Below are 17,154 nucleotides of genomic sequence, written 5' to 3'. Positions count from 1 at the left end.
CGGAACCGACGGCTCAGATGCCGCGGAACTCATCCTCGGTTATCACCCGGTAGGCGTGCTGCGCCTCCAGGTACTCCAGTAAAACGACACGGTCGCCACGCTTGAACCCCAACTGCTCGTCGGCGCGCACGCGCAGGATCAGCCCGGCGCCGCCGTTTTCCAGCACGGCCTCGCCATGGCTGGCGGTCACCCGCCCGCTGCGCACCACGGCGGTCTGGCCGAGCACGCTCTTGCTGCTGGTCACTTCCAGCTTGAGAAACAGCGGGCGCAATGGCGCGCACAGCAGGCGGGTGGGCGCCACGGCGAGCAGCAGCGCCAGCGCGGCGACCACCAGGCCCAGCGGGTAACGCAGCCACTCGAGCGGCAGCAGGCTGAGCAGCCAGAGGTCGGCGAAATAGCTGATGAACCAGGCGAAGAAGATCAGCAGCGTCAGCACCAGGGTCAGCGGCACGTCGCGCAGCTTGAGTTTGGACAGGAGCGCAGCCGCCGGGCCTTCCAGGGCGGAATCGGCCTCGACGTCGAGCACGTCGATCTCGATCAGGCCGAACGCGACGACGACCCAGTACAGCACTGCCAGGCACAGCAGGAAGCTGAAGATGACCGTCGGGAACGCCAACGAGACCTGCAGGAAGATTTCCATGATTTCCTATCCCTGAAAACAGGGCGGAGCCTGCCGGCCCCACCACTCATGACGCTAGGAGCCAGCCCGCGGTCAGGGCTTGGCCTTGTCCTTGAGGCGCGCCAGCACGCTGTCGGCGCTGCTCTTGTCGGCGACGATACCGGCGGCGCGCAGCTTGGCGTCCAGCGACTGGTCAGGGTTGGAGGCCTCGGCCAGCTCGGCCGCCGCTTCCATCTTCGCCGCACGCTCGGCCTGCTGCTGCTTGATGCGCTCCAACGATTCGACCGCGGTGTGCAGCTTGGCCTGGGAGCCACCATAACGCTGGGCCACGGCCATCTGCGCCTTCTGCACGCTTTCGGTGGCCTTGACGGTATCGACCTGTTGTTTCAGGCGCTTGATATTGGCTTCCGCCTGGCTCACCGCCGCGCGCAGCTGGGCCACGCTGGCCGCATAGGCATCGGCCTGCTCGCGCTCACTGCCCAGTTCGATTTCCAGGTTGGCGATCTTGCCGGCCACTTCGCCAGCCAGGTCGTCCTTGCCGGTCTCCAGCGCCTTGACCGCGTACGCTTCGTACTCGGCGATCTTGGCGGCGCACTTGCCGGCGCGCTCGGCGGCCAGCTTCTGCTTGGCCATGATCTCGGCCAGCGCTTCCTTGGATTTGCGCAGCTCGGCATCGGCGTCGCGGATTTCCTGATCGAGGATGCGCAAGGCCTGGCCATCGACCAGGGCCTCGCCCATTTCGTTGGCACCGCCGCGCAGCGCCGTCAGCAATTTGCTCCACACGTTCATGGGCATGTCTCCTTATGCACTGGCCTTGAGGAAGTCTTCGTAGGCTTCGGTCGCCTTGATCACGTTGTCCGCCAGGGTTTCGATCTCCAGCACCACGTTGGGCAGGATCGACGAAGCGCTGAGCGCACCGAACATGGTGTAGCAGGCCTGACCGTCCGGCAGGGTTTCGAGCCCCACGCAGGACAGCGGGAACAGCTTGTGGCTGCGCAGCACTTCCTCGTTGAAGGCGGCGGTGTCGCGCACGTCGCTGGCCGGCCAGAGCAGCGCCTCGACCACGATCTGGTCGCCGAACACGGCGATGAACAGCGGCAGATCGCCGTATTCCTTCATGGTCACGTGCAGACTGGCGTCGGCACCCTGGATCAGCTCGACGGCCGCGCGACCATCGGCAAACGGCGCTGTCGCCGATAGCGCATCGAACAACGTTTGTGCAGTCCAAACCTGAGGCATGCTCACCCCCTCCTCCATTGAAGCCAGCTCCGGCTGGGGCTGGCGCAGTTTCCTTTCGACCGCCGAGAGCTTCTGGGCATGCTCGGGCAGAATCCAGACCTCCTTCTTCACCAGGCCCTGCTCGCGCAGACGCTGACGGAAAAGACGCTGGTAATGGGCAGATGATTTATTTTCCATGAGGCGCAGACTAGAACATCACATGTGATAACTCAAGACATCACATGTAATTTAATCCAAGGGTGGACCCTGGTCATCTGCAAGGCGCTGGAAGCCGTCGAGGGGAGATCGACCCAGCAACTCTAGCCTAGAAAGGGCTGGCGGTTCGCCAACTGGGTCGCAGAGCAGGTGGGTCGCGATCTGGATAGACGCCATCAATGGGCCAGCCTTGGCAAACCGCAACGAGCCGGTATGATGCGCCACTTTTTAGGAAAGCCGCATGCCGTTCCGCAGCCTTCTCGCCCTGCTGTGCCTGACCCTCTGCACCTCGCTGCAGGCCGCCCCACCGCAAAGCTTCAGCCAGGCCAAGAAGATCGGCTGGACCCTCTACGAGCGCCAGTCGGTGGAGTTCTATTGCGGCTGCAGCTTCAAGGGCAATCGCGTCGACCTGAAAAGCTGCGGCTACACGCCACGCAAGAATGCCACTCGCGCCGCGCGTATCGAATGGGAGCATATCGTCCCGGCCTGGCAGATCGGTCATCAACGCCAGTGCTGGCAGCACGGCGGGCGCAAGAACTGCAGCAAGAACGACAGCGTCTACCGCCGCGCCGAGGCCGACTTGCACAACCTGGTACCGGCGATAGGCGAGGTCAATGGTGACCGCAGCAACTATGACTTCGGCTGGCTGCCGCAAAAGCCCAGCCAGTACGGCGCCTGCCCCACAGTGGTGGACTTCAAGGCCCGCAAGGTGATGCCGCGCCAGCAGGTTCGCGGCATGATCGCCCGCACCTACCTGTACATGAGCGACCGCTACCAGCTGCGCCTGTCGAAACAGAACCGCCAGCTGTTCAACGCCTGGAACAAGACCTACCCCGCCGAACACTGGGAGCGCCAGCGCAACCAGCTGGTCGGCTGCGTGATGGGCTGGGGCAACCCCTATGTCGGGCAGCTGGACAAGCGGCTTTGCCAGCAGGCGCCGGTGGCGGCGGTCAATCGGCGGTAGCGCCTGGAGGCAAAAGCGCTCTGTTGGGTTGGTGGGCTAAAGCCCACCCTACGACTGAAGCCCACCCTACGACTTGGAAACCCCAGGTCTGCCTTTGTGGGAGCGGGCGGGGACGCCTAGTCCATGCCCGCGTTTTTTCATATGAACCATGCACCCGCCCGCTTCCACAGGAGCCAGTCGAGACGCGCTAAAACACAAAAGGCCGGCACCTCTCGGTGACCGGCCTTTCAAATTGCAGCCTATCGCTTACAACGGCTTGCCGCGATTACCGTGCGCCGCCACGAATTGCTGCACGGCCGCCAGGTCATTGGCCAGCACGGTGCAGCGCTCTTCGCGCCCGAACAGGTCAGCCAGATGCGCCGGCAGCGCTGGCGACAGGTTCACAGCCGACTTCTCGATGGCCTCCGGGAACTTGACCGGGTGCGCCGTGCCCAGCACCACCATCGGCACGGCCAGGCTGCGCCGGCACTCGCGGGCGGCACGCACGCCGATGGCGGTGTGCGGGTCGAGCAGCTCACCGGTGGCGGCGTAGACCTCGGCGATGGTCTGGCAGGTCTGCTCGTCGCTCACGGCGAGGGAATCGAACAGCTTGCGCGTTTCGGTCCAGCGATCGTCTTCGACGGTGAAGCCGCCGGTCTGGCGGAATTCGGTCATCAGCGCGGCGATCGACGGGCCGTTGCGACCGTGCAGGTCGAACAGCAGCCGCTCGAAGTTCGACGACACCATGATGTCCATCGACGGCGACAGGGTCGGGTACAGCTCGCCCTTGGCGTACCCGTTGCCGCTCATGAAGCGGTGCAGGATGTCATTGCGGTTGGTGGCGACGATCAGCTGGCTGACCGGCAGGCCCATGTTGCGGGCGAGATAGCCGGCGAAGATGTCGCCGAAGTTGCCGGTCGGCACCGAGAAGGCCACCGAACGCGCCGGCCCGCCCAGCTGCAGCGCCGCATGGAAGTAGTAGACGATCTGGGCCATGATCCGCGCCCAGTTGATCGAGTTGACCGCCACCAGGCGCGTGCCCTTGAGGAAATCCTGGTCGGCAAAGCTGGCCTTGACCATTTCCTGGCAGTCGTCGAAGTTGCCTTCGATGGCGATGTTGTGGATGTTGTCGCCGAGAATGGTGGTCATCTGCCGGCGCTGCACTTCGGACACCCGGTTGTGCGGATGCATGATGAAGATGTCGACGTTGTCGCAGGCCTTGCAGCCTTCGATGGCCGCCGAGCCGGTATCACCGCTGGTAGCGCCCATGATCACCACGCGCTCGTTGCGCTTGGCCAGCACGTAGTCGAGCAGGCGGCCGAGCAGCTGCAGGGCGAAATCCTTGAACGCCAGGGTCGGGCCGTGGAACAGCTCGAGCACCCACTCGTTGCCGTTCAACTGACGCAACGGCGCCACGGCCGCGTGCTCGAACACGCCGTAGGTGTCTTCGAGAATCTTCTTGAAGTCGGCATCCGGGATGCTGCCGGTGACAAACGGGCGCATCACCCGGAAGGCCAGCTCGTGGTAGGGCAAGCCGGCCCAGGAGGCGATCTCCTCCTGGGTGAAGCGCGGCAGGTTTTCCGGCACGTACAGGCCGCCGTCCGTGGCCAGGCCAGCCAGCAGGACGTCTTCGAAATTCAGGGCCGGTGCCTGGCCGCGAGTGCTGATATAGCGCATGGTCTGCAAACCTTCGGTCTGGGGCGCCACGCCGCGAATGAGTCGCGGCGCGCGACTGAATTAGCTGAGTTGTTCGACGCGGATGCGCACCACGTTGCCGACGACGTCGGCCAGCGCTTCCAGGGCAGAAATGGCGTCGTTCATGCGCTGCTCGGCAACGCGATGGGTGACCAGGATCATCGGCACCAGGCCGTCCTGCTCCTCGACTTCCTTCTGCATGATCGATTCGATGTTGATGCCGCGCTCCGACAGGATGCTCGCCACCTGGGCCAGCACGCCGGGGCGATCCTTGGCCTGGATGCGCAGGTAGTAGGCACTCTCGCAATCGGTGATCGGCAGGATCGGGTGGTCGGACAGCGAATCCGGCTGGAAGGCCAGGTGCGGCACGCGGTTGGTCGGGTCGGTGGTCAGCGCCCGCACCACGTCGACCAGGTCGGCCACCACGGCCGAGGCGGTCGCTTCCATGCCGGCACCGGCGCCGTAGAACAGGGTGCTGCCGGCGGCGTCGCCATTGACCATCACCGCGTTCATCACGCCATTGACGTTGGCGATCAGGCGGTCGGCCGGGATCAGCGTCGGGTGCACGCGCAGCTCGATGCCGGCCTCGGTGCGGCGCGCCACACCCAGGTGCTTGATGCGATAGCCCAAGGCCTCGGCGTAGTTGACGTCGGCAGTGGTCAGCCTGGTGATGCCTTCGGTGTAGGCCTTGTCGAACTGCAGCGGAATACCGAAGGCGATGGACGCCAGGATGGTCAGCTTGTGGGCCGCGTCGATGCCTTCGACGTCGAAGGTCGGGTCGGCCTCGGCGTAACCCAGGGCCTGGGCTTCGGCCAGCACGTCCTCGAAGGTGCGCCCCTTCTCGCGCATCTCGCTGAGAATGAAGTTGCCGGTGCCGTTGATGATCCCGGCCAACCAGTTGATACGGTTGGCCGACAGGCCTTCACGGATCGCCTTGATCACCGGAATGCCACCGGCCACCGCCGCTTCGAACGCGACGATCACGCCCTTTTCGCGGGCGCGGGCAAAGATCTCGTTGCCGTGCACGGCGATCAGCGCCTTGTTGGCGGTGACCACGTGCTTGCCGTTGTCGATGGCCTTGAGAACCAGCTCACGGGCGACGCTGTAGCCACCGATGAGTTCGACGACGATATCGATCTCGGGGTTGCTGGCCACCGCGAAGACATCGTCGGTCATAATAATGCCGGTCGACTGGTACTGGGGCTTGGGTGTACGGGTGGCGATCTGCGCCACCTCGATGCCACGCCCGGCACGACGCGCGATTTCCTCGGCGTTGCGCTTGAGCACATTCACGGTACCGCCACCGACGGTACCCAGCCCACAGATGCCTACTTTGACCGGATTCACACTAGACTCCCAACTGCACTGCATAAAACGGCCGACGCGGGCGCCGGCCGTGGAAAAGAGCCGCACATTACGAAGCGGCCCAGGGATAGTCAATCGGCGAGGGCCTGTTAACGCTACCGCACGAGTCGCGCTGCCGCGCGCGCCAACAGCCCCCAGCCGCTCAAATCATTTGGCTTCCAGGGCCAGCTTGGCCAGCTGGGCAGCGGGCTGGTAGCCGGGAATCATCTTGCCGTTTTCGAGAATGATCGCCGGCGTGCCATTGACGCCGATCATCTGCCCCAGCTGATACTGCTGGGCAACCGGGTTGTCGCAGGTGGCCGCAGGCACCGACTCGCGGGCCTTGGCCTTGTTCATCGCCGCCTGGCGATCCTTGGCGCACCACACGCTGGCCAGGTCCTTTGCGCCCTTGCTGCCGAGCCCCTGGCGCGGGAAGGCCAGGTAGCGCACTTCGACACCCAGCTTGTTCAGCTCGCCCACTTCACTGTGCAGCTTCTGGCAGTAACCACAGTCGGTGTCGGTGAACACGGTGATATGGGTCTTCGGCTGTTTCGGCGCGAACACCACCATGTCCTTGGCAGGAATGCCGTTGATCTGCTTGGCGATGGCCTTGCCTTCTTCCGCCTCGGTGAGGTTGATGGCCTGGCCATCCTTGAACTGGAACAGGTAACCCTGCATCACGAACTGACCGTCGGCACTGGCGTACAGCTGGCGGCCACCCTTGAGCTGCACCTGGTAGACGCCGGGCATCGGGCTCTCGGCAATGGCCTCGATCGGCAGATCGGGCTGGATGGAAAGCAGGTTCTTGCGGATCGCCTGATCCGGGTCGGCGGCATGGCCGAGGGTACTGACCAGGCCGAGAGCCATGGCCGCGACGATGCGGGTCACACGCATGAATACTCCTATCGAGCGACGGGGTGACGGGGAAAGCACAGAGACTACCATAACCGCGGCCACAGGCTGCGGGCGGCAGACGCAAAGCGCGAACTGGCGCCAGCCGATTCAGCCTCGCGGATGGTGTTGGGCATGCAGGGCCTGCAAGCGGGCACGGGCGATATGGGTGTAGATCTGCGTGGTGGACAGATCGCTGTGGCCCAGCAGCATCTGCACCACCCTCAGGTCCGCACCGTGATTGAGCAGATGGGTCGCGAAGGCGTGACGCAGGGTGTGCGGCGACAGCGACTTGGCGATACCGGCCACCCGGGCCTGATGCTTGATGCGGTGCCAGAAGGTCTGCCGGGTCATCTGCTCGCCGCGCAGGCTGGGAAACAGCACGTCCGCCGGCCGCCCCGCCAGCAGCGCGGGCCGCGCCTCGCGACAATAGCGCTCGACCCAGCCGATGGCCTCCTCGCCCATGGGCACCAGACGCTCCTTGCTGCCCTTGCCGAACACCCGCAGCACGCCCTGGCGCAGGTTGACCTGCTCGAGGGTCAGGCCGACCAGTTCACTGACCCGCAACCCGCAGGCGTACAGCACCTCGAGCATGGCGCGATCACGCAGGCCGATGGGATCGTCCAGATCCGGCGCCGCCAGCAGCGTTTCGACATCGGCCTCGGACAGCGATTTCGGCAGGGGCCGGCCAAGCTGGGGCATGTCCACCTGCAGCGTAGGGTCGGTATCGATCACCCCTTCACGCAACAGGAAGCGGTAGAAGCCGCGCATGCCGGAAATCAGCCGCGCCGTGGAGCGCGCCTTGTAGCCCTGGCTCATGCGCCAGGCCAGGTGATCGAGCAGCACCTCGCGCCCGACCGATTGCAACTCGACGCCACGGGCCTGCAGCCAGCCATTGAGCAGCGCCAGGTCACTGCGATAGGCCGCCTGGGTATGGGCAGACAAGCCTTTCTCCAGCCACAAGGCCTCGATGAAACGCTCGATCAATGGATGGTCGACAGCGGACATGGGGTCAGATCTGCTTCAGGTGAATAGTCATGGCGCTGGTGCTCGCGAGCGTTACCTGTGGGAGCGGGCCATGCGCGCGATTCGCGGGCATGGCCCGCTCCCACAATGAACCGTAAACAGCCAACCCACCAAACACCAGAAACGAAAAAAGCAGCCGAGGCTGCTTTTTTCGAGGGGAAAGCCTGGCTTAAACCAGTTTTTCCTTGATGCGTGCTGCCTTGCCGGACAGGTCGCGCAGGTAGTACAGCTTGGCTTTGCGAACGTCACCACGACGCTTGACGGCCAGGCTGTCGACCAGCGGGCTGTAGGTCTGGAAAGTACGCTCAACGCCAACGCCGCTGGAAATCTTGCGCACGGTGAAGGCGCTGTTCAGACCACGGTTACGCTTGGCGATTACCACACCCTCGAACGCCTGCAGACGCTGACGGTCACCTTCCTTTACTTTCACCTGAACGACTACGGTGTCGCCCGGGGCAAAGGTCGGGATCTCTTTGCTCATCTGCTCAGCTTCGAGTTGCTGAATGATTTTGTTGGTCATGCTGCGCTCCTAAGACGGGCCGTCAGGCCGGCCATCGATATTTAGTTATCGTCCCGCTGGCGGATGTATTCCTCCAGCAGCTTCTTCTCTTCTCCAGAAAGCGAGCGGCTATCCAGAAGATCGACACGGCGTTCCCAGGTGCGTCCCAGGGACTGCTGCAAACGCCAGCGCCGGATGTGTTCGTGGTTGCCGCCAAGCAGCACCTGCGGAACACGCTTATCCGCATACACCTCCGGACGGGTGTAGTGCGGGCAGTCGAGCAAGCCATCCGTGAAGGAGTCTTCCTCGGCCGAATCTGCATGACCCAATGCACCAGGCAAAAGGCGCGTTACCGCATCGATCAGCACCATGGCCGGCAGCTCACCGCCGGACAGGACGTAGTCGCCGATCGACCATTCCTCGTCGACGTGGGTTTCGATGAAACGCTCGTCGACGCCTTCGTAGCGGCCGGCGATGAGGATCAAACGCTCCTCCTTCGCCAGCTCGCGTACCGCCGCCTGGGTCAGCTTGCGGCCCTGTGGCGAGAGGTAGATCACCTTCGCCCGGCCGCCGCTGGCCTGCCTGGCATCGGCCAGGGCATCCTCAAGCGGCCTGATCTTCATCACCATGCCGGGACCACCTCCGAAGGGGCGGTCGTCAACCGTGTGATGACGATCCGTGGTGTAGCTGCGCGGGTTCCAGCAGGTCAGCTGCAACAGCTCCTGCCTCACCGCACGGCTGGTGATGCCGTAATCGCCGATGGCGGCGAACATTTCCGGGAACAGCGTGATGACATCAACGCGCAAGCTCGGCATGGCGCTTAGAAATCCGCATCCCAGTCGACCTGCATCTCGCCAGCCTCGAGGTCGATCGACAACACGCACTGCTGCGTATACGGCAGCAGGCGCTCACGATCGTCGAGGCTATCAGCGCAGGGCTTGACCACCATCACGTCATTGGCACCGGTCTCGAACAGATGATCGACCTTGCCGAGCAATTGCCCCGCCTGATCGATGACCTTCAGACCTTCCAGCTGATACCAGTAGAACTCGCCGTCATCGAGCTCCGGCAGCTGGCTCCTGGGAACGCAGATCTCGAAGCCCGCGTAGGTACGCGCCACTTCACGATCATCGAGCCCCTTGAGCCTGGCGACCAGAACCTTGCCCTGCAAGCGTCCACCAGCCAGTTCAACCTGTTTCACCTCGCCTTCGCGCCGTAGCGTCCAGCGGGGGTAGTCGAGCACGTTATCCAGGGGATCGGTAAAGGAATACACCTTTATCTCACCCTTGACGCCATGCACCGAAACGATCTTGCCGAGAACCAGAAGATCCTCGGCGGGGGCCGGCGTCGTGCTCATAAGAAGTGCTTAGGCAGCAGCCTTGGCAGCTTCTTTCAGCAGCTGAGCAACACGCTCAGACGGCTGGGCACCCTGGCTCAGCCAGTAGGTGGCGCGCTCTTGATTCACGGACAGCTTGACTTCAGCACCCGAGGCGATCGGGTTGAAGAAACCGATACGCTCTACGAAGCGACCGTCGCGCGCATTGCGGCTGTTGGTCACGGTGAGGTGGTAGAAGGGGCGCTTTTTGGAGCCGCCACGAGCGAGACGAATAGTTACCATGTGAACATCGTTCCTGTAGTCGGTGCTAACTTGAGGCACACATCAAAAATGGGCCTAGGCCCGAAAGGCCGCATATTCTAAGGATTATGCGGCTGTTTGCAAATCTCTTTTTCCACAGGCCGCCAGGCGGCCCGCCAGAGCCATCAGAACTTCGGCATGCCGCCGCCGGGCATCATGCTGCCCATGCCGCGCATCATCTTGGCCATGCCGCCTTTGGCGCTGAATTTCTTCATCATCTTCTGCATCTGCTTGTGCTGCTTGATCAGCCGGCCGATGTCCTGCACCTGGGTACCGGAACCCATGGCGATACGGCGCTTGCGCGAGCCACTGATGATATCGGGGTCGCGGCGCTCGGCGGGAGTCATCGAGTTGATGATCGCCTCCATCTGCTTGAACTGCTTTTCCGCCGCGCCCTGGGCATTGCCCATCTGTGCCAGGTTGACACCGCCCATCTGCGGCAGCTTGTCCATCAGGCCGCCGAGGCCGCCCATGCTCTTCATCTGCACGAGCTGATCGCGGAAGTCCTCGAGGTCGAAGCCCTTGCCCTTCTTGAGCTTCTTGGTGAGCTTCTCGGCCTTCTCGCGGTCGAGGGTCTGCTCGGCCTGCTCGATCAGGCTGAGCACGTCGCCCATGCCGAGAATGCGCGAGGCGATCCGCTCGGGGTGGAACGGCTCGAGCGCTTCGCTCTTCTCGCCCATACCGATGAACTTGATCGGCTTGCCGGTGATGGCGCGCACCGACAGCGCAGCACCGCCACGGGCGTCGCCGTCGACCTTGGTGAGCACCACGCCGGTCAGCGGCAGTGCGTCATTGAAGGCCTTGGCGGTGTTGGCGGCGTCCTGACCGGTCATGGCATCGACCACGAACAGGGTTTCCACCGGCTTGACCGCGGCGTGCAGGGCCTGGATCTCGGCCATCATCTCGGCATCGACGGCCAGGCGGCCGGCGGTATCGACCAGCACCACGTCGATGTACTTGAGCCTGGCTTCGCGGATCGCCGCTTCGGCGATGGCCACCGGCTTCTGGGTGATATCGGAGGGGAAGAAGGTCACGCCCAGGTCATTGGCCAGGGTTTCCAGCTGCTTGATCGCCGCCGGGCGGTAGACGTCCGCGGACACCACCATCACGCTCTTCTTCTTGCGCTCCTTGAGCAGGCGCGCCAGCTTGCCCACGGTGGTGGTCTTACCGGCACCCTGCAGACCGGCCATCAACACCACCGCCGGCGGTGTGGTGCTCAGGTCGAGGTCTTCGTTGGCGGCGCCCATGAGGCTTTCCAGCTCCAGGCGCACGATCTTCACGAACGCCTGGCCCGGGGTCAGGCTCTTGGACACCTCGGTGCCGACCGCGCGCTCCTTGACGCGGGCGACGAAATCCTTGACCACGGGCAGCGCCACGTCGGCCTCGAGCAACGCCATGCGCACTTCGCGCAGGGTGTCCTTGATGTTGTCCTCGGTCAGCTTGGCCTTGCCAGTGACACTGCGCAGAGTCTGCGAGAGGCGATCGGTTAAGTTTTCGAACATGCGCGTTCCTTTCAGGCCGTCTGGCCGGGATGGGCTGGCAGCAAACGGCGGATTATAACGAAGACCGCGACGCTTTCGAGGCTTGTTTGTCGGTGCGCCTGCGACCCTAGTGAGACCTGATACCACTTGCAGTCTTTTTGCGTCTCCCGTTGTGTGCCACACTCGGCGCCTTTCAGGCTCTCGTCATCCAGGATCTATGCACCCTCTGTTGCCCAGTCTCGCCGCAGCCGTCCTTTATTTTGGCGCCGCCGGTTACCAAGGCCTGCATCTGGCCCGCCGCAGCCAGCCCAGCAACGCCGTTTTGCTGCTGGTGGGCGTGGTTGCCCTGCTTTTTCACGGTGGCAGCCTGTTCATGCAGATGCACTACACGGCCGGGTTGAACCTGGACTTCTTCAACACCGCCAGCCTGATCGCCTTCACGGTGATCGCCCTTATCCTGCTGGCCTGCCAGCGCATGCCGGTGCACAACCTGCTGCTGTTCCTGTTTCCGCTCGGCGGGCTGACGGTGCTGTGCGCGCAGTTCATGCCCAGCGGCACCAGCCAGCCGATAGAGGAAGGCCCCGGCATCCTCGCCCATATCCTGCTGTCGATCGTGGCCTACGGCCTGCTGACCATCGCCATGTTCCAGTCGCTATTGCTGCTGGTGCAGGATCACCAGCTCAAGCACAAGCATCCATCCGGGCTGATCCGCAACTTCCCGCCGCTGCAGACCATGGAAAGCCTGCTGTTCGGCTTCCTGTGGGGCGGCTGGGCGCTGCTGTCGCTGTCGCTGCTCTCCGGCGCGGTGTTCATCGACAACCTGTTCACCCAGCACCTGGTGCACAAGACCATCCTGTCGTGCTTCGCCTGGGTGGTGTTCGCCGTATTGCTGTGGGGCCGCCATCAGCTCGGCTGGCGCGGCCACAAGGCGATCCGCTGGACCCTGGCCGGTTTCTGCCTGCTGATGCTGGCCTTCTTCGGCAGCAAGCTGGTTCGCGAATTCATCCTCCATATCTGAGCCGTGAACGCACCCTCTCCGCTGTTCCAGCTGGCCGTGCTGCTGATCCTGCTGGGCTGCGCGACCTTTTTCATCTGCGCGCGTACCGTGCTGTTCGGCCTCAACCGCTATCGGTTGCGCTACCGGGCGCGCCAGGGCCATCGCGCGGCCGCCCGGCTGATCGCCCTGCTCGACCAGCCCCAGCGGCTGTCGGCCACCCTGCGCATCGGCACCATCTGCAGCACCATGGCCGCCTCGGTCGCCGCCACCCTGCTGGCCTTGCGCCACGGCGCGCCCGGCACCCTGGCGCCGTCGCCCTTCATCCTGACCCTGGCCGTGCTGATGCTCGCCCACCCCTTCGGGCGCCTGCTGGCCATCCTGCCGCCGCCGCTGTTCGCCTACCCGGCCAGTCGACCGCTGGCCCTGGTCAGCCTGGCCCTGTCACCGCTCACCCGCCTGCTGATGACCATCGGCCAGGGCCTGCGCCGACGCATCGGCAAGGCCGATCCAGGCACCGAGCCCGATGATGCGCCGAGCCTCACCGAGCTGCGTGACGCCCTGCAGGCCGACGACCTGCCGCTGCCCGCCGAGCGACGCGCCATGCTGCTGGGCGTGCTGGAGCTGGACAAGGTCAGCGTCGAGGACGTGATGATTCCGCGCCACGAGATCAACGGCATCGACCTGTCGGGCAGCACGCCGCTGTTCGAGCAGATCCGGGCCGCCTCGCACACCCGCCTGCCGGTATACCGCAACAGCCTCAACCAGACCGAAGGCATCCTGCACATGCGCCGCCTGGCCGGACGCCGCGAGCTGGACGAAGCGGCGGTGCTGCAGGCCTGCGACGCGGCGTACTTCGTGCCGCAAGGCACCACGCTGGCGAACCAGCTGGTGAGCTTCCAGCAGCACAGGTACCGCACCGCCGTGGTGGTCGACGAGTATGGCGAGGCCATGGGTATCGTCACCCTGGAAGACATCCTCGAAGAGATCGTCGGCGACCTGAGCTCGGTGGAAACCGCCCATCCTCGTGAGTTTCATGCATTGGGCGACGGCACCTGGTCGATCCAGGGCAGCGCCTATCTGCGTGAAGTGAACCGGGCCCTGGGCTGGCAGCTGCCGGTGGACGGGCCGAAGACGGTCAACGGCCTGGTGACCGAAGTGCTGGAGAACATCCCGGATTGCGCCGTGTGCCTGCAGGTGGGCCGCTACCGGCTGGAGATCGTCCAGGCCGGCGGCAGCCGGGTGCTGGAAGTGCGGGCCTGGGAGGCCCAGCAGCACTGAAGCTGGATAGCCAGCGGCGGGAACGCTTCTAGTGTTTAGAGGCCGCTCATGAACGCCCGTAACCGAGAGCTCGTATTCTTCATGGAGCGAAGGAAACAAAGCAGAAGCGGACTTTCAGCGATCTCGTGGGAGCGGCTTTAGCCGCGAGTTTTTTATGCCTAGGCAGACAAAATCGAGGCTGAAGCCTCTCCCACAAAAGCAGCAGTTCCTAGGTTAGACGACACTTTCACCCATCCACCCTCTGCTATTGCAGCGGTGGGTGAAGAGCGCGCACCCACTCTATGCCTTGATTACCAAAGTCTCGCGAGCTAGAGCAATGCAAGGCAAAAACAGGCGAGGAACGGTCGGAGTCGCGGGCGACTGTACTGGTGTACATGAGCATTCCGAGCCTGTTTTTAACGTCGCAGTGCCGACGCGCAGCAGACTTTGAGCCTTACAGCTCGACCTTGACCGCCTGTGCCGAGCGCAGCGCCTTGGCGCGGGCCGCGTCCAGCGACTCGTCGCGGGCCAGGGCCACGCCCATGCGGCGTTGGCCGCTGACCTCCGGCTTGCCGAACAGGCGCAGGGCGGTATCCGCCTCGGTGAGCGCGGCGCCCAGGCTGCCAAAGCTGACCTGTTTCGACTCACCTTCGACCAGGATCACTGCCGAGGCGGACGGGCCGAACTGGCGGATCGCCGGGATCGGCAGACCGAGGATGGCGCGGGCATGCAGGGCGAATTCGGACAGGTCCTGGGAGATCAGGGTGACCAGCCCAGTGTCGTGGGGGCGCGGCGAGATTTCACAGAACCACACCTGGTCACCCTTGACGAACAGCTCGACGCCGAACAGGCCGCGGCCACCCAGCGAGCCGGTGACGGCCAGGGCGATACGTTCCGCCTCGGCGCGGGCCGCCGGGCTCATCGCCTGGGGCTGCCAGGATTCCTGGTAGTCGCCCTTCTCCTGGCGATGGCCGACCGGCGCACAGAAGGTGGTGCCGCCGACGTGACGTACGGTGAGCAGGGTGATTTCGTAATCGAAGTCGATGAAGCCCTCGACGATCACCCGGCCCTTGCCGGCGCGACCGCCAGCCTGGGCGTAATCCCAGGCTTTCTGCACGTCATCGGCGCCCTTGAGTACCGACTGGCCCTTGCCCGACGAGCTCATGATCGGCTTGACCACGCACGGGAAGCCGATGGCGCCGACTGCCGCCTGGAACTCCTCGAAGGAATCGGCGAACTGATAGGGCGAGGTCGGCAGGCCGAGCTCTTCGGCGGCCAGGCGACGGATGCCTTCGCGGTTCATGGTCAGCTGCGCGGCGCGTGCACTGGGGATCACGGTGTAGCCTTCGTTCTCCAGCTCGACCAGGGTGGCGGTGGCGATGGCCTCGATTTCCGGCACGACGTAGTGCGGCTTCTCCTGCTCGATCACTGCACGCAGCGCCGCGCCGTCAAGCATGTTGATCACGTGGCTGCGATGCGCCACCTGCATGGCCGGGGCATTGGCGTAGCGATCGACGGCGATCACTTCCACGCCGAGGCGCTGCAGTTCGATGACCACTTCCTTGCCGAGCTCGCCCGAGCCACACAGCAACACACGGGTCGCGCTGGGCGACAGGGGGGTTCCGATACGGGGCATAACAGGATCCTTGGGTAGCAGGAGAATTCAGGCGGCGATTTTAATCGCCCCCGGCCGCCACCGCGAACAAAATCGGCGAACCGGCCGACGTAGCGTGCGTTCGCGGCAGCCTGGGCGCCCGCCAAGACAAGGCATTATTGATCCCGCGAATTGACCTGGATCAGCGCCACCGCCCGCCCCCTCGACTACGCTCAAGGTACAGGCCGCCGCTGCCTCGGCATGCGAGGCAGCAGCGCAGCTCCTGGCACGCGATACTTTCGAGGAGGCTTCGCCATGGACGCTTTCCACATCATGATCGTGCTACTGATCAGCGGCTTTCTGCTGCTGGGTATCGGCTTCAACAACCGCGAACAGGAATGGGGCATCTGGTTGACGGGGCTGGGCGGCCTGTCGATGTTCGCCCCGCTGTTCTTCAAGGTATTTATCGAGTTCGGCTGAGCCGCTTTCAGCTGTCGGCCTGCCAACGCCTGGCGGATGCCTGATCGCTGTCACGGCCCTCGACCCAGCGCGGGCCGTTGGGGGTGTCTTCCTTTTTCCAGAACGGCGCGCGGGTCTTCAGGTAATCCATGATGAACTCGCAGGCCTCGAAGGCTGCCTGGCGGTGGGCGCTGGCCACACCGACGAAGACGATCGGCTCGCCGGGCTGCAGCCGCCCGACCCGGTGAATCACCTCGACGCCGAGCAGCGGCCAGCGCTCGCGGGCCTGGGCCTCGATGCCCGCCAGGGCCTTTTCGGTCATGCCCGGGAAATGCTCGAGGAACATCCCCGCCACGTCCTGGCCGTCATTGAAGTCGCGCACGTAGCCGACGAAGCACGCCACGGCGCCTACGCCGGTGTTGGCGGCGTGCACGGCGTTGGTCTCGTGCCCCGGATCGAAGACGGCCTGCTGGACGCGAATACCCATCTCAGCCTCCGGTAACCGTCGGGAAGAACGCCACCGCGTCGCCATCGGCCAGCGGCTCGCTCAACGTACAGAGTTCCTCGTTGCGGGCGCACATCAAGCCGCGCTCGGCGAGCACCTCCCAGGCGCCGCCGCGGGCCAGCAGGTGCAGGCGCAGCTCGTCGAGAGTGGCGAAACTGCCCGGCAGCTCCTCGGCATCCAGGCCCAGGGTTTCGCGATAACGGGCGAAGTACTGCACACGGATCATCGCTCGTCCTCGCTCGCCAGGAAATGACCGCTCTTGCCGCCGAGCTTTTCCAGCAGGCGCACCTGCTCGATGGCCATGCCGCGATCCACCGCCTTGCACATGTCGTAGATGGTCAGCGCCGCGACACTGGCCGCGGTGAGCGCTTCCATTTCCACGCCGGTCTGGCCGGTGAGCTTGCAGCGCGCGCGGATCAGCACCGCGTCGTCACCATGGGCCTGCAGTTCGACCTTGACGCTGGTCAGCATCAACGGGTGACACAACGGGATCAGATCGGCGGTCTTTTTCGCGGCCTGGATGCCAGCGATACGCGCCACGGCGAACACGTCGCCCTTGGGGTGTTCGCCGTCGACGATCATCTGCAGGGTGGTGGGCAGCATGCGCACCCGGGCCTCGGCCACGGCTTCACGCACGGTCTGCGCCTTGTCGCTGACGTCGACCATATTGGCGCGCCCCTGGGAGTCGAGATGGGTCAGCACGGGCAATCTCCAAATAGAAAACCTGGCGATTGTAGGCCCCGCACCGCCCCCTGCAAACCACGGACGCCGCAA

The 17,154-nt window shown here is 64.3% G+C and carries 20 protein-coding genes; 4 read left to right on the top strand and 16 right to left on the bottom strand.

Features of this window, described 5'->3' with window-relative positions; genetic code table 11:
• Positions 1-13: 13 nt before the first annotated feature.
• From K8U54_RS16380 to bacA, 3 genes are all read right to left on the bottom strand, one after another.
• Positions 14-640 carry an OB-fold-containig protein gene (locus K8U54_RS16380; protein WP_249906805.1) on the bottom strand — a complete coding sequence of 209 codons (627 nt, stop codon included), beginning with the start codon at positions 638-640 and terminating at the stop codon, positions 14-16.
• 72 nt (positions 641-712) lie between these two features.
• Positions 713-1,408: a PspA/IM30 family protein gene (locus tag K8U54_RS16375; protein WP_249906804.1), complete on the bottom strand. Its 696-nt coding sequence runs from the start codon at positions 1,406-1,408 to the stop codon at positions 713-715.
• Positions 1,409-1,420: 12 nt separating this feature from the next.
• Entirely contained in the window at positions 1,421-2,035 is a 615-nt protein-coding gene (gene bacA, locus K8U54_RS16370) for a biofilm formation regulator BacA (RefSeq protein WP_249906803.1), read from the bottom strand.
• A gap of 259 nt (positions 2,036-2,294) precedes the next feature.
• Between bacA and K8U54_RS16365 the strand changes: the two genes are divergently transcribed.
• Positions 2,295-3,017 (top strand): endonuclease, encoded by a 723-nt coding sequence (locus tag K8U54_RS16365; protein ID WP_249906802.1) that lies wholly within the window; start codon positions 2,295-2,297, stop codon positions 3,015-3,017.
• A 246-nt stretch (positions 3,018-3,263) separates the two neighbouring features.
• On the opposite strand, the gene thrC is transcribed toward K8U54_RS16365, so the two are convergent.
• The 9 genes from thrC to ffh all read right to left on the bottom strand — a co-directional run bounded on the left by thrC (position 3,264) and on the right by ffh (position 11,589).
• Positions 3,264-4,673: a threonine synthase gene (gene thrC, locus K8U54_RS16360; protein WP_249906801.1), complete on the bottom strand. Its 1,410-nt coding sequence runs from the start codon at positions 4,671-4,673 to the stop codon at positions 3,264-3,266.
• Between the two features lie 60 nt (positions 4,674-4,733).
• Positions 4,734-6,038: a homoserine dehydrogenase gene (locus K8U54_RS16355; RefSeq protein ID WP_249906800.1), complete on the bottom strand. Its 1,305-nt coding sequence runs from the start codon at positions 6,036-6,038 to the stop codon at positions 4,734-4,736.
• A 165-nt stretch (positions 6,039-6,203) separates the two neighbouring features.
• Positions 6,204-6,929: a DsbC family protein gene (locus K8U54_RS16350; RefSeq protein ID WP_249906799.1), complete on the bottom strand. Its 726-nt coding sequence runs from the start codon at positions 6,927-6,929 to the stop codon at positions 6,204-6,206.
• A gap of 108 nt (positions 6,930-7,037) precedes the next feature.
• On the bottom strand, positions 7,038-7,934 hold the full coding sequence (gene xerD, locus K8U54_RS16345) for a site-specific tyrosine recombinase XerD (RefSeq protein ID WP_249906798.1): 897 nt from the start codon (positions 7,932-7,934) through the stop codon (positions 7,038-7,040).
• Between the two features lie 187 nt (positions 7,935-8,121).
• Positions 8,122-8,472, bottom strand: a complete 351-nt coding sequence (gene rplS / locus K8U54_RS16340) for a 50S ribosomal protein L19 (RefSeq protein ID WP_013790154.1) — start codon at positions 8,470-8,472, stop codon at positions 8,122-8,124.
• 41 nt (positions 8,473-8,513) lie between these two features.
• Positions 8,514-9,266 carry a tRNA (guanosine(37)-N1)-methyltransferase TrmD gene (trmD, locus tag K8U54_RS16335; RefSeq protein WP_249906797.1) on the bottom strand — a complete coding sequence of 251 codons (753 nt, stop codon included), beginning with the start codon at positions 9,264-9,266 and terminating at the stop codon, positions 8,514-8,516.
• 5 nt (positions 9,267-9,271) lie between these two features.
• Positions 9,272-9,808 carry a ribosome maturation factor RimM gene (gene rimM / locus K8U54_RS16330; protein WP_249906796.1) on the bottom strand — a complete coding sequence of 179 codons (537 nt, stop codon included), beginning with the start codon at positions 9,806-9,808 and terminating at the stop codon, positions 9,272-9,274.
• A 9-nt stretch (positions 9,809-9,817) separates the two neighbouring features.
• Positions 9,818-10,069, bottom strand: coding sequence for a 30S ribosomal protein S16 (gene rpsP, locus K8U54_RS16325; protein ID WP_009403592.1), 252 nt, complete (start codon positions 10,067-10,069; stop codon positions 9,818-9,820).
• A 143-nt stretch (positions 10,070-10,212) separates the two neighbouring features.
• Positions 10,213-11,589: a signal recognition particle protein gene (gene ffh / locus K8U54_RS16320; RefSeq protein ID WP_249906795.1), complete on the bottom strand. Its 1,377-nt coding sequence runs from the start codon at positions 11,587-11,589 to the stop codon at positions 10,213-10,215.
• 196 nt (positions 11,590-11,785) lie between these two features.
• Between ffh and K8U54_RS16315 the strand changes: the two genes are divergently transcribed.
• Together K8U54_RS16315 and K8U54_RS16310 are read left to right on the top strand one after the other, a co-directional pair.
• Positions 11,786-12,586: a cytochrome C assembly family protein gene (locus tag K8U54_RS16315; protein WP_249906794.1), complete on the top strand. Its 801-nt coding sequence runs from the start codon at positions 11,786-11,788 to the stop codon at positions 12,584-12,586.
• 3 nt (positions 12,587-12,589) lie between these two features.
• Positions 12,590-13,843 (top strand): HlyC/CorC family transporter, encoded by a 1,254-nt coding sequence (locus K8U54_RS16310; RefSeq protein WP_249906793.1) that lies wholly within the window; start codon positions 12,590-12,592, stop codon positions 13,841-13,843.
• 433 nt (positions 13,844-14,276) lie between these two features.
• Here K8U54_RS16310 and purT read toward each other — a convergent pair whose 3' ends face one another.
• Positions 14,277-15,458, bottom strand: coding sequence for a formate-dependent phosphoribosylglycinamide formyltransferase (gene purT, locus K8U54_RS16305; protein ID WP_249906792.1), 1,182 nt, complete (start codon positions 15,456-15,458; stop codon positions 14,277-14,279).
• A 273-nt stretch (positions 15,459-15,731) separates the two neighbouring features.
• Here purT and K8U54_RS16300 point away from each other — a divergent pair, with 273 nt between their 5' ends.
• Positions 15,732-15,896 (top strand): hypothetical protein, encoded by a 165-nt coding sequence (locus tag K8U54_RS16300; RefSeq protein ID WP_167364675.1) that lies wholly within the window; start codon positions 15,732-15,734, stop codon positions 15,894-15,896.
• A gap of 7 nt (positions 15,897-15,903) precedes the next feature.
• On the opposite strand, the gene moaE is transcribed toward K8U54_RS16300, so the two are convergent.
• Genes moaE through moaC form a run of 3 tightly spaced genes read right to left on the bottom strand, consistent with a single transcriptional unit; the run spans position 15,904 to position 17,082 of the window.
• Positions 15,904-16,362, bottom strand: coding sequence for a molybdopterin synthase catalytic subunit MoaE (gene moaE, locus K8U54_RS16295; protein WP_249906791.1), 459 nt, complete (start codon positions 16,360-16,362; stop codon positions 15,904-15,906).
• Between the two features lies 1 nt (position 16,363).
• The gene (locus K8U54_RS16290) at positions 16,364-16,606 is read right to left on the bottom strand and encodes a MoaD/ThiS family protein (RefSeq protein ID WP_249906790.1); all 243 of its coding nucleotides are present in this window, start codon (positions 16,604-16,606) and stop codon (positions 16,364-16,366) included.
• Positions 16,603-17,082, bottom strand: a complete 480-nt coding sequence (gene moaC, locus K8U54_RS16285) for a cyclic pyranopterin monophosphate synthase MoaC (RefSeq protein ID WP_249906789.1) — start codon at positions 17,080-17,082, stop codon at positions 16,603-16,605. Before moaC ends, K8U54_RS16290 begins: the two co-directional genes overlap by 4 nt.
• Between the last annotated feature and the right edge of the window lie 72 nt (positions 17,083-17,154).

This window comes from Pseudomonas fulva (genome assembly GCF_023517795.1).
GTDB classification, from domain to species: Bacteria; Pseudomonadota; Gammaproteobacteria; order Pseudomonadales; family Pseudomonadaceae; genus Aquipseudomonas; species Aquipseudomonas fulva_D.
Note: the sequence above shows the minus strand (reverse complement) of the source record. Positions and strands in the feature narration are given on the sequence as shown.